The sequence below is a fragment of the Pseudidiomarina donghaiensis genome (genome assembly GCF_900116895.1).
Classification (GTDB): domain Bacteria; phylum Pseudomonadota; class Gammaproteobacteria; order Enterobacterales; family Alteromonadaceae; genus Pseudidiomarina; species Pseudidiomarina donghaiensis.
In genome coordinates this window covers 80764-92396 of sequence record NZ_FPCF01000007.1, presented here as the reverse complement: position 1 = coordinate 92396, position 11633 = coordinate 80764, and the positions used below count along the sequence as shown (strand labels likewise).

The window sequence follows — 11633 nt, the reverse complement described above, 5'->3', positions numbered from 1 at the left end:
CAATCACAGCGTTTTCATCGCTGAGTTTGCTTTGATAGTGGTAGCAGCTCTCGCTAATGCCCATACAAACACAGGCAAAACGAACGCTAATACCATGACGTTCAATGGCAGCTTGCGCCATCTCCTTGCGCTGAGATGGCTTTACAGCTTTCCCTCAAGGGCTTCCTTGCGGATCTCAGCCTTGAGTCGCTCTTCGGCATACATTTTCTTGAGACGCTTATTTTCGTCCTCAAGCTCTTTCAGACGCTTCATCATAGATGCGTCCATGCCACCAAACTTGGCGCGCCATTTATAAAATTGAGCTGAGCTCATTGTGGTCTATTGTTCGTACTCATTCATCTCAATTCTTACTAATGCTATGACACAAAAGAAGGAGGAGCACATGAGGTTTCTAAGGTAAAACGAGGTTCAAGAGCGCGTCGGGCTGGGACGCACCTCAATTTACAAACTGATTGGTGAAAGCAAATTCCCCAAGCCTGTTCATATCCTGGGTAGGAACGTCGCCTGGGTAGACTCGGAGATTGATGAATGGATGATGGACCGTATTGATGAAAAGCGTGGTCTATCGGTGCCAAACATCAGGTATTAATATCTGTGCTGGTACACCACTTTCGAAGCCTAGGAACACCACCAGTATAAAAACTCCAAAGGAGCTATTAACAGCTGCGATAGTTTCATGAGTTATTAACTTGTGTGAATAAGCGCGCTAAAGGCAGTGGTAAAGGCCTGATAAAACGTACAACTTGATAGCCGACTTTAAGTGGACGAATTTCGTCCACGCACTACAAAAGGTTATTTAAAGCTATTCCCAAGCCAAACCGTGTTTGCTTATGATTATAGTCAATTAAACTCTCACCATAGCCAGTGAAAACGCTCGCGTACCCATAAAACTTACCCCACAAAGGGAATGAAAAACTTACTTCTACGGAGCCTCGACCAGTCTCAATCGCATGATTTAATCTAAAGCCGTATTCAAATTGACCATCATTATTCCCAGCCGAAAACTCATAGTTTCCGACATAATCTTCTATATTCGGGTTATCGTCGCCTCGTGATGCTATTGGATTTTCTTTAGCGTCCTCTTGCAACCGAACCCACGGTTTAAGCGAAAATACCCAGCTCCCTTTTTCAACCACAAACTGTGTATACAGGCGATTCCAGCTACGAGACAGTAACTGGCTCCGACCGTTTGACAAATGCTCTGCGCCAAAAATAACACCGGTATTAGCGTTAAAAGGCTCCCAGTCGGTCTTAATGGCATACACTATTTCCGGCATATAGTTCGTTTCCCGAAACGGCTTGGATATGCCGTCAGAGTATATCTGCCACCATGACTGAATGGTAAAACCAAAATATAGTTTGTCTTCTTCAAATAGCAGACTAGATTTGCTTAAGGGGACTTTTAAACTCAATTGAAACTTAGCTTCATAATCTTCCAGATGCCGTTCATAACCTTCAATTTGAGCGTATTGCTCATGGTTGATGTCATTTGTAGTAAGCATGGGTTGAATATAGTTTCTGCGATGGGGAGTAATAACATAAGGCTCAAACTCCGTCTGCTGTTCTTTTCTTAAACGCTGAGTTAATACGCCACTTTCTTTTATTGGAATATCGACACTTGATAACTTCTGTTTTTTTTCATTTTCAGCATGTTTACGACACTCCTTTTTTATAGTTTCAGCAGTATCAATAGAACCCGAGCCCTTTACTCGCTCTAGAATACAGAGTTCATATGCATTAAGTTGCTCACCATGACAAATAGGTATCACGAACAACGTTAGGTTAAGAATTGAAAATACTAAAAACCGGTTAATCATCACTCTCATATCTCTTGAAAAAGTTTATTTAGTCTGTTCAGTCTTGACTGAACAGACTAAACAGCTTAGCCTTAAATTATCCAAATTAACAAGTTTTTACTATGAATAAGCTTACCGAAGCAGAATTACAGTTTATTACCGATATGGGCATGCACACTCAGGGCTATGGTCTTTCTCGCATTGCCGGGCAAATAATTGCGGCTCTTATCATATCTGATGCCCCACTAAATACAGCCGATCTCATGAGCTTACTTGAAATAAGTAAAGGAAGTGTCAGCACCAATATTCGCTTTTTGGAAATGCTCCAGCTGGTCGAACGCAGAGCGCTGCCTGGTAAGCGCCAAAACTATTTTGTAATGCGTACCAACCCTTATGATTCGCTGCTGGAATTAAAGATAAAACAGCATGAAGAAGCGAAAAAGATAATAACGGAAGCCAAAGCAAGTATTAAGAATTCTAAAGCTCAGGAGAAAATTACTGAGCTGGAAAGGTTTAATACACTCTACGATGAAAGCGTGAAAAAGTTGCTGTTGGAGTTGAAATCCGAACGCTAAGCCATGCTCAATAGTCAGAAAAATTAACGTTTGACGAAAACATTTAAATAATTTAGGTGCAACATCAATGACCTCATCATCATGTGGCTCACTGCACAAGCAGCAAGGCCGAATCAGTAGCTCTAGAGCCGTATTTATTGCCATCGTAACCTTGGTTTTCTTGTGGATAGCCAGTGGTTTCATCTTCAGAGGCGATACCGAAAAGACAAACGCAACTAAGAGCAATTTACCGTCAGTTGCAGTAAGAAATAGTCAAGCCCAGCTTGTGGCTCGCGAGTTGACACTAAACGGCGAAATTAGACCAAATCAGCAACTTAATATTCGAGCACGTACTGACGGCATGCTCGAAATGATTGCCGACAGCGGTGCTGAGGTTAGCCAAGGTGATGTCATTGCAAAACTTTCTATTGATGATCGCGAAGTTCAACGCACTCAGGCAGAAGCTCAAGTAAAAAAAGCACAAAGCGACTTCAATGCGACGAAAAAGCTCATCGAACAAAATTTGTCGTCCCAGTCTCAACTCCAGGCGTTGGAAGCACAACTAGAAGCAGCACGAGCACAGCTTCGCCGTATTACCTTCGATATTGAAAATACTGAATTGACAGCACCGGTCAGCGGCGTTATCAATCAACGCTTTATTGAGCAAGGTGCTTATGTGTCAGCCGGCAACCAAGTACTAGAGCTTATCGATAACGATCCGTTAATCGCCATTATTAACGTACAACAAAGTCAAATTCACAGGCTCAAACTCAACATGCCCGCGACGGTCAAACTTATCGGTGGTACTGATCGTCAGGGACAGGTCAGCTTTATCGCTCCTATTGCCGATCCGCAGACCCGGACATTTCGCGTTGAAATAACCATCCCAAACCAGAACGACCCTATCCCTTCCGGTATGAGTGCCGAAGTCACTATTGAAACCAACAACGTTAAAGCACACAAAATTTCTGCGGCCCAAATCAAAATAGATGCGGCTGGCCGCATGGGTGTTTTAACCATTAATGACAATAACGAAACACGTTTTTCTCCAGTTACTGTGGAGCGGGCAGACGTTAATGCCTTATGGGTCAGCGGGCTGGATGACGAAACGCGTTTAGTCATCATTAGCCATAGTTCGTTGACCGCCGGTCAAAAAGTTACCCCCAAACCCGTACCTGCTGATTATGACAAAGGCGAGGAATTATAATGAAAGCCTTTATTGCCGCCGCTTTCTCACGCAATCGCGCAGCGATACTGTTACTCGCTGTGTTGCTTATAATGGGCAGCATCGCCTACGCCACAATTCCCAAAGAAGCAGCACCCGAAATCGACATTCCGGTATTCACCGTCACCGTAAGCTACCCCGGCATTTCAACCGAAGACAGCGCACGCTTATTGGTCGAGCCGCTTGAGCGAAAATTACAAAGCATCGACGGTTTAGATACTTTAACCGCTCAAGCCGGTGAAGGCTTTGCTATGTTGCAACTGGAGTTTGCCGCAGGCTTCGACAATGAAAAAGCATTGCGTGATGTCAAAGATGAAACTGAAAAAGCAGAGCAAGATTTACCATCCGATGCTGAACAGCCCACGGTGCAAGAAGTTGATCTGTCTTTATTCCCCATTTTAACGGTCGCGCTCTCAGGCAATATTCCCGAACGGGACTTAATCCAACTGGCACGTAACTTAGAGGATAAACTTGAAACGCTTAATGGCGTACTCGAAGTCGATATGTCCGGTGATCGTGAAGATCTGTTAGAGATCATCATTGAACCATTAGCTATGCAGTCTTACAACATTTCATTAGCGGAGGTGTCGCAGGCTATTAGTAATAACAACCTTCTGGTTACCGCGGGTGCAATGGATACCGGGGCAGGACGCATTAGCGTCGCCATCCCTGGCACCATTGAGAACATTGTCGATGTACTCGAGATGCCGATAAAAACTACGCCCAATAATGTCGTACGGGTAAGCGATGTCGCTGAAGTTAGACGCACCTTTAAAGATCCCGTCAGTTACGCCCGTATTGATGGTCAACCGTCGATAGCACTTGATATTAAAAAACTGAGCAGCGCTAATGTGATTGACGTCGTCGATCGTGTAACCCAAATGGTCGAACAGGAGCGCACCGACTGGCCTGCAACCGTTAATGTCGCTTATATGCAAAACCAGGCCGACGATGTTAAGCAATTTCTGGGCGACCTTGAAAACAATGTCATACTCGCCATTATTCTCGTCATACTAACTGTCGTGGTGGCTTTGGGCGTCAAAGCTTCCCTGCTCGTTGCTCTTGCGATTCCAGGCTCATTTCTTGGCGGCATTCTAACGCTGCAACTGCTGGGTATTACACTGAACATCGTGGTGCTGTTCGCACTCATTTTAGTCATTGGTATGTTAGTGGATGGTGCCATTGTCGTGGTCGACCTTGCGGAGCGCTATCGTCGACAAGGACAAGACCAATTACAAGCCTATCTGGCAGCTTCCCAACGCATGGCGTGGCCTATTATTGCGTCGACAATGACTACCCTCGCCGTATTTATACCACTGCTCTTTTGGCCTGGTATGGCCGGGCAATTTATGTTTTATCTGCCCGCCACTGTTATCATAACACTGCTCATGTCTTTGCTCATGGCACTGGTTTTCGTTCCGATAATTGGGTCCTCAGTAAAAAGCAAAGTATCAGTGACCTCACAATCAAAAAAAACAGCAGACAAAAGCTCAAAACTCCAGTCTTTGGTTAGCTATATGGTGGGTAAGCCGTTACTTGCTTTGCTGGTCAGCCTGTTTGTCTTATTACTTTCATTTTTCCTCTACAGCAAGCTCGGGCAAGGCGTAAACTTTTTCCCTGACATCGAGGCCGATCGTATACAAATACAAGTTCAAGCCGATGGTAATTTATCAGTAAGTGAAGCTGATAATCTGGTTAAGCTCGTCGATAAGGCCGTTGAGCCGGTCGCGGGCATTGAACGCATTTATTCTCGTACCATCGGGTCAGTTGAGGAAAGGCTGAAAGCCAACCTGGACTCAGAAATTATTGGTACACTACAAATTGATTTGCTGGATTGGCAGGAGCGTGATTCTGCCGCAAAAATCATACAGCGTATTCGCGCTAAAACAGACAACTTACCCGGGATAGCACTAAAGATTGAAAAACAACAAAGCGGTCCGTCCTCTGCTCGTCCCGTCTCTATAGAAGTGTCAGCGAAAGATCGGAGCTTATTGCCTGAAGCCGTGGGTAAGTTACTCGAGATAATGAAAGAATCAGATGATTTTATTGATACGTCCAGTGACATGGCGACCCCTAAGCCACAGATAAAAATTGATGTGGACCGTGAAAAAGCTGCTGAGTATGGCGTCGATGTCGCGACCTTAGGTACCTTAGCGCGTCTATTGACCGACGGTGTCTTAGTTGGTACTTACCTTCCTGAATCGGCGCCAGAGCAGGTTGATATTCGTATACGCTATCCCTGGGAAGAGCGCTCAATGGCCGACCTAGCCAATTTGCGCATCCCCGCGAGCCGGGGTCTGATGCCGATAGAGAACTTTGTCCAGTTATCGCCGAGTTTAAGTCCAACTATTATCACTCGTGTGAATTCACGCAACGTACAAACAATTGAATCAGGTCTTGTTCCTGGAGTGACTGTTGGCGAAGCAACGGAAACGTTGCGACAGAAGATCAAGCAGAGTGATTTTGCCAAAGGTGTGGAATTTGATTTTACCGGAGAGCTTGATGACCAAAATGAAGCCATGAGCTTTTTATTACTGGCATTTGCCTTAGCCATTTTCTTAATGCTGTTCGTCCTACTCTTACAGTTGAATAGCTTCTTCCAGAGTGCTTTAGTGCTATCCGCTATTGTATTCTCTTTAGCTGGCGTGCTGCTTGCATTACTCGTGCGGCAAGAGCCCTTTTCTGTAGTAATGAGCGGAATCGGCATTATGGCTCTGGCGGGTATTGTAGTAAATAATAATATCGTTCTAATTGACGCATATAACGAGTACCGCTCGGATGGGTTATCGCCGATGGAAGCTGCGGTAAAAGCAGCAATGCAACGTTTAAACCCGGTACTTCTCACCGCGACAACGACGATAGTCGGATTGTTACCTATGGTGTTGGGGTTAACCGTCGACTTTTTTGAGCGGGATATTTTTATTGGGGCGCCTTCAGGACAATACTGGATCCAGTTATCTACAGCACTGGTTGGCGGACTGTTAGTTGCGACCTTTATTACGCTTCTATTAACTCCGGCAATGCTTGCCTGGGACGGCCAAAGAAGGGAGAAAGCCAATTAAACTTGGCTTTATTATGCGCTTACACCATATCGTTTTAATGGTCATTATTTGTTCTAGCTGTATCGCCTGCAGCAGTCTGCCCGACTTAGAACAGCGAACGCCAAGCTACTCTGTGCCAGTTTCAAAAACTCAAAGCACTCGGCTTGGTCAGTTCTTATCTCCGATACTTCGAAACTCCCCCGAAAGTACCGGTATAATGCCTTTAGCCGAAGCAGAGCCGTCCTTAGATGCCAGGCTGATATTAATCAACAATGCACAAGTTGCACTGGACATTCAATATTATATCTGGCGTGACGATAAGTCTGGGCAACGTTTAACTAAAGCCATTTTCCAAGCTGCTAATCGTGGTGTAAAGGTTAGGTTGTTATTGGACGATCTTCACTCCCGGGATATTGACGAGTCCTTACAAAGGCTAAACGGTCATCCTAGTATAGAAGTGCGATTATTTAACCCATTTCTCCCCAGAAGCTCTCGAGTACTAGGGTTTATAACCGACTTCCCACGAGCAAACAGACGCATGCACAACAAGTCTCTTACTGTGGACAATCAAGCTACGATAGTCGGGGGAAGAAACATCGGTGATGACTATTTTTACCGCTCTGATGGTATTCTTTTTGCTGATCTGGATGTTCTTGCGATAGGAGATGTAGTTGCGAAAGTATCCAGCGATTTTGACGCTTTTTGGAACAGTAACTCAGCTTACCCCTATGAACTTATTTCTCAATCAACGACGCCATCAGACTCCTCTTTATTTATTCATCAAACTAATATTGATCAACCATCCGATCTCAGTGAGTTATTGGATAACGATTCAATTATTTGGGCTGAAACTCAAATAGTGAGTGATAGCCCGCTTAAAGCCTTAGGTAAAGCGGAGCCGGATCAACTCATTGTTCACGCACTCCGAAAGATAATTGGTCAACCTAAAAAGCAATTATTACTGGTTTCTCCCTATTTCGTACCAACCCTGTCGGGAGTAAAAGCGCTAGAGAGCATTGCGGAAAACGGGGTGAGTATTAGTGTGTTAACAAATTCCTTTGCCGCTACCGATGTTGCCGTTGTGCACTCGGGATACGCAAAGTGGAGGAAACGTCTCTTAGAAGCTGATATACGCATATTTGAGATGCGCCCAGGTACTGTTGGCACCGATACCACTATCTATGAATCTGTCGAAACAAGTTTCTCCAGTTCAGCAAGCAGCCTTCATGCAAAAACGTTTGCCGTTGACGGACAACGTGTTTTTGTTGGCTCATTTAACTTTGACCCTCGCTCAGCAAGGCTCAATACTGAGCTTGGCTTTGTTATTGAGAGCCCCGAAATAGCATCAACGATGACAGATGTCTTTATCGAAGAAGTCCCTTACAGCGCCTATGAAGTGCGCTTAGCTCCATCCGGTTCGCTATACTGGCTTGAGCAAAACGGCAGCCATCATCGCCGATACGATACAGAGCCAGGAACAACCTGGTTTCAAAGGTTTTCGGCCGGTTTTTTTTCATTGTTACCCATTGATTGGTTGCTTTGAAAAGTGAGTTGGCTTACTCGGTAAAGCGCCATTTTTTCTTAATCACTTTATGTACGAACCATGGTCATATTAGTCGGTTTTTTTGTTGGAATGCTATAGGTCATAAAAATGCTAAATAGAATACTAAAGTATCTAGGTATAGCGTGGATGGTTATTATTTTTGTTTTTGTTCCCATTGCTTATACCGCATTACTATTCGCCTCTGATGCAGAAATAAATATGTCGGTCACTATTTTTTTTATCTCTACAGTATTCATCACTTCACTTTGGAATATCTTCAAAAAGTATCGCGAGTACAAGGTTGGGCTCCAACTTAGCAAGATGTTTTTAGCCATCTATGTAACTATTTTTGCGTTTGCCACTCTTTATCAAAGAGCTGGGATTTTATACGGTCAGGAAATCTCTTTTAGTCCTGTTGACGCCCTGTACTTTTCAGTAGTGACATGGACCACTTTAGGTTATGGAGACTTTCAACCCACTGAAAGCTTGCGCTTATTGGCCGCTTTCCAGGCGTTATTAGGAACTTTCTTTATACCAATGCTTATAGCGGCAGTGCTATTCTCATTACAACTAAAGTCTCAAAAGCACAGTTTGCAAAAAAACACTAACGGTTCAAAACCATAGAGCGAATAGTTTAAATGAAGCTTCTTTTTTATAAAATTAGACTTCTCGTAATCCTATCAGCTTCTGTTACCAGCTTAGGCTGCAGCACAATAGGGCAAATTAAAAATGAGCCTATTTCTGGAAAAAATGATACTGAATTAACTTCTGGTGTAATCCCCCCGAAAAATCGGAGCAGTTATAAGTAGAAAATTCCGTTAAACTAAAACGAAGGAGTTTTCTATGCGCAAATCACGATACACAGACAGTCAGATCTTAGCGATTCTGAAACAAAACGAGAACGGTGTTCCCGTTCCAGAGCTTTGCCGTGAACATGGTATGAGCTCAGCTCAATTTTATAAATGGCGCGCCAAGTTTGGTGGCATGGACGCATCTATGATGAAGCGTCTGAAAGAGCTTGAGGACGAAAATAAGCGTCTCAAGAAAATGTATGCCGAAGAGCGACTCAAGGCTGAGATCCGCAAGGAAGCCCTTGAGGGAAAGCTGTAAAGCCATCTCAGCGCAAGGAGATGGCGCAAGCTGCCATTGAACGTCATTGACGATTACAACCGCGAAGGGTTAACCATCGAAGTGGACCTTTCGCTGCCAAGTGCTCGTGTTATTCGAGCCTTAGAGCAAGTTATTGAATGGCGAGGAAAACCTGCTGCTATTCGCTGCGACAATGGCCCAGAGTATTTGTCAAGCGAGCTAATTAACTGGGCTGAAAAACATCAAATTACGATGCTCTATATTCAACCCGGCAAACCAACTCAGAATGCCTATGTTGAACGATTTAATCGAACAGTGCGGCATGAATGGCTCGATTTACACCTGTTTGAAAGCGTCGAACATGCACAAGAACTTGCCACTCAGTGGCTTTGGCTTTATAACAACGAACGGCCTAACACGGCCATCGGAGGCATTCCGCCCAAACAATTAACGCAAGCGGTTCATTAATTCTACGAATAACTGCTGCTTAAAATGGGGGGATTACAAAGTCGCCGACCAAATAGGTTCCAAGATATTGAAAGGATGAGATCAATCAAAAAATTCCGAGAAACAGTTGCCCTGGCAATAACGGGAAACGTCGAACCTGACTCTGTTTTAGATCATGAGTTTCGGTGGATAAGCGAAAGATGATTTACGTTTGATGAAAATAGTATTTGCTGGCTAGGGCTTAGAATAGATTTTAGTATTCCAGATTGTATTCCAAAATCTTTAGCTTTATTAAAATATTTAATATTATCAAATAATTAAATCTAAAATAAGACTCCCGCCATCTCCACCAATTCCTAATAAAACGCCGCTCATTTGAGCGGCGTTTTTGTTTACCCAACACGAAAACGCAAGACCTGCTCACCAGCAACAACAACGTATGAATGCAACACACCGCCGCAGGCCTCAATTAGCGCGCGCGAAGCTGAGTTGTGGGCATGGCAATGAATGTGCACGCAGTTATTGCCTAAGCGGCGAGCTTCGGCAATGCTTAACTGCATCAGGTGAACGCCCAAGCCGTGGCCACGTGCGCTAGGGCGAATACTGAGGCCAATATGGCCACCGCAGTGCTCTATTTGAGCATTTAAGAAGTGCCGAACGTTGGTGCAGCCAACAATTTCGCCATCTCGAATCAGCCAAAACGTCGAGCTTGGCACATAGCCTTGTGGAATATTCTCACCCAGACGAAATGCTGCAATTCGCGCCAACATGGCTGGAAAATCACTGTGCTCAAAGTCTAACGGAAAAGGGTAGCGCTCTTCGTCGCCAAGCTCCGCAATATAGCTTAAATAACTGGCCTGGTAGTCGGCACTCGGCACAACAAGTTGCAGCATTACTCGGTAACCGCTTTTGTGGCGTTCCAGTTCACAGCGCGCCACTGGCCGTTTTGCTTTTGCAGCACACCGGTATTGTAGAATCGCTGCGATGGTTCATTGCTATCGACTGGGGTGAGTACCAAGGTGAAATTAACCAAAATCGCGTCGCCAAAGCGCTTAAACTCAAAGTTTTCACCGGTGTACCAGGCTGTTACTTCGCTTTTTTCTAGCGGCGGTGCGTCGCTGAACCCTTGCGCAAGTTCGGGCCAACCAAAGCGGGTGCCACTTGAACTGGTGTAGGTTAATTGCTCTGACCAAAATGCGCGGTGAGCAGCGCTATCATTCACACTGGCGCCATACAAAAAGGTTTCAATGGCTGCTTGTACATCTTTTTGCACTTCTTGTTGCACTTGCTCAGTTGCTTTCGCTTGCACTGCCGGGTGGGTGAAAAGGCAGCCAAGCACAAGGCTAATTATTAAGAGGTTTTTCATTTTATTTTTCCACTGTAATTTTCTACGAAAGCACGTTAAAAAGTCAGTGTTTTACTCTAATCGTTTTGCGGTAGTAACACTATCCTTTGATATCGATTTCTATTTCTGGATAAGAAGCGCTATGATCAGGCAACTGTTATCTGCCTAATGAAAAGAAGTAAAACGATGAGCCTACCAAATTGCCCAAAATGTAATTCGAGTTATGTTTACGAAGACCAAGCGTTGTTGATTTGCCCCGAGTGCGCCTATGAATGGAACCCGAATGAAGTGGCGGAAGAAACCGCTGTTCAGGTGAAAGACGCCAATGGCACGCCGTTAGCTGAAGGCGACAAGGTGACGTTAATTAAAGACTTAAAAGTAAAAGGCTCGTCATTGGTGTTGAAAGTAGGCACCAAGGCAACCATTAAGCGCTTTGCCGATGGCGACCATGACATTGATTGCAAAGTAGATGGCGCCGGCGACATGATGTTGAAATCGCAGTTCGTCAAACGTCAAAGCAGCTAGACTGTGGCGCACAGCAAACAGTGTTCAACAAGCGTTGTACCAAGTACTTTTGTATAAATAAATAATGA

Annotated in this window: 9 protein-coding genes and 3 pseudogenes; 8 read left to right on the top strand and 4 right to left on the bottom strand. The window is 44.5% G+C overall.

Features of this window, described 5'->3' with window-relative positions:
- Positions 1–312, bottom strand: a pseudogene (locus tag BM334_RS11045) (transposase); the annotation flags it as partial.
- A gap of 103 nt (positions 313–415) precedes the next feature.
- Between BM334_RS11045 and BM334_RS11040 the strand changes: the two are divergent.
- A pseudogene (locus BM334_RS11040) lies at positions 416–589 on the top strand (AlpA family phage regulatory protein); the annotation flags it as partial.
- Positions 590–782: 193 nt separating this feature from the next.
- Here the strand turns inward: BM334_RS11040 and BM334_RS11035 are convergent.
- Positions 783–1826 (bottom strand): phospholipase A, encoded by a 1044-nt coding sequence (locus BM334_RS11035; protein ID WP_241970981.1) that lies wholly within the window; start codon positions 1824–1826, stop codon positions 783–785.
- A gap of 92 nt (positions 1827–1918) precedes the next feature.
- On the opposite strand from BM334_RS11035, the gene BM334_RS11030 reads away from it, so the two are divergent.
- The 6 genes and pseudogenes from BM334_RS11030 to BM334_RS11005 all read left to right on the top strand — a co-directional run bounded on the left by BM334_RS11030 (position 1919) and on the right by BM334_RS11005 (position 9716).
- Positions 1919–2371: a GbsR/MarR family transcriptional regulator gene (locus BM334_RS11030; RefSeq protein ID WP_092841701.1), complete on the top strand. Its 453-nt coding sequence runs from the start codon at positions 1919–1921 to the stop codon at positions 2369–2371.
- Between the two features lie 67 nt (positions 2372–2438).
- Positions 2439–3557: an efflux RND transporter periplasmic adaptor subunit gene (locus BM334_RS11025; RefSeq protein ID WP_092841699.1), complete on the top strand. Its 1119-nt coding sequence runs from the start codon at positions 2439–2441 to the stop codon at positions 3555–3557.
- Positions 3557–6637, top strand: coding sequence for an efflux RND transporter permease subunit (locus tag BM334_RS11020; RefSeq protein ID WP_092841697.1), 3081 nt, complete (start codon positions 3557–3559; stop codon positions 6635–6637). Before BM334_RS11025 ends, BM334_RS11020 begins: the two co-directional genes overlap by 1 nt.
- Before the next feature lie 196 nt (positions 6638–6833).
- Positions 6834–8159: a phospholipase D family protein gene (locus BM334_RS11015; protein WP_241970980.1), complete on the top strand. Its 1326-nt coding sequence runs from the start codon at positions 6834–6836 to the stop codon at positions 8157–8159.
- A gap of 147 nt (positions 8160–8306) precedes the next feature.
- Complete coding sequence (locus BM334_RS11010) at positions 8307–8783, top strand: potassium channel family protein (RefSeq protein ID WP_235598939.1); 477 nt, start codon at positions 8307–8309, stop codon at positions 8781–8783.
- A 219-nt stretch (positions 8784–9002) separates the two neighbouring features.
- Positions 9003–9716, top strand: a pseudogene (locus BM334_RS11005) (transposase).
- A 371-nt stretch (positions 9717–10087) separates the two neighbouring features.
- Here the strand turns inward: BM334_RS11005 and BM334_RS11000 are convergent.
- Together BM334_RS11000 and BM334_RS10995 are read right to left on the bottom strand one after the other, a co-directional pair.
- Positions 10088–10588, bottom strand: coding sequence for a GNAT family N-acetyltransferase (locus BM334_RS11000; protein ID WP_198677378.1), 501 nt, complete (start codon positions 10586–10588; stop codon positions 10088–10090).
- Positions 10588–11061 carry a nuclear transport factor 2 family protein gene (locus BM334_RS10995; RefSeq protein WP_092841693.1) on the bottom strand — a complete coding sequence of 158 codons (474 nt, stop codon included), beginning with the start codon at positions 11059–11061 and terminating at the stop codon, positions 10588–10590. Before BM334_RS10995 ends, BM334_RS11000 begins: the two co-directional genes overlap by 1 nt.
- Before the next feature lie 165 nt (positions 11062–11226).
- Between BM334_RS10995 and BM334_RS10990 the strand changes: the two genes are divergently transcribed.
- Entirely contained in the window at positions 11227–11565 is a 339-nt protein-coding gene (locus tag BM334_RS10990; protein WP_055438699.1) for a zinc ribbon domain-containing protein YjdM, read from the top strand.
- The last annotated feature ends 68 nt before the right edge of the window (positions 11566–11633 follow it).

Bases quoted from the DNA above. Each gene is read 5' to 3' on its own strand.
- BM334_RS10990 (WP_055438699.1), top strand. From the start codon at position 11,227: ATGAGCCTACCAAATTGCCCAAAATGTAATTCGAGTTATGTTTACGAA.
- BM334_RS10995 (WP_092841693.1), bottom strand. From the start codon at position 11,061: ATGAAAAACCTCTTAATAATTAGCCTTGTGCTTGGCTGCCTTTTCACC.
- BM334_RS11015 (WP_241970980.1), top strand. From the start codon at position 6,834: ATGCCTTTAGCCGAAGCAGAGCCGTCCTTAGATGCCAGGCTGATATTA.
- BM334_RS11025 (WP_092841699.1), top strand. From the start codon at position 2,439: ATGACCTCATCATCATGTGGCTCACTGCACAAGCAGCAAGGCCGAATC.
- BM334_RS11010 (WP_235598939.1), top strand. From the start codon at position 8,307: ATGGTTATTATTTTTGTTTTTGTTCCCATTGCTTATACCGCATTACTA.
- BM334_RS11035 (WP_241970981.1), bottom strand. From the start codon at position 1,826: ATGAGAGTGATGATTAACCGGTTTTTAGTATTTTCAATTCTTAACCTA.
- BM334_RS11000 (WP_198677378.1), bottom strand. From the start codon at position 10,588: ATGCTGCAACTTGTTGTGCCGAGTGCCGACTACCAGGCCAGTTATTTA.
- BM334_RS11030 (WP_092841701.1), top strand. From the start codon at position 1,919: ATGAATAAGCTTACCGAAGCAGAATTACAGTTTATTACCGATATGGGC.
- BM334_RS11020 (WP_092841697.1), top strand. From the start codon at position 3,557: ATGAAAGCCTTTATTGCCGCCGCTTTCTCACGCAATCGCGCAGCGATA.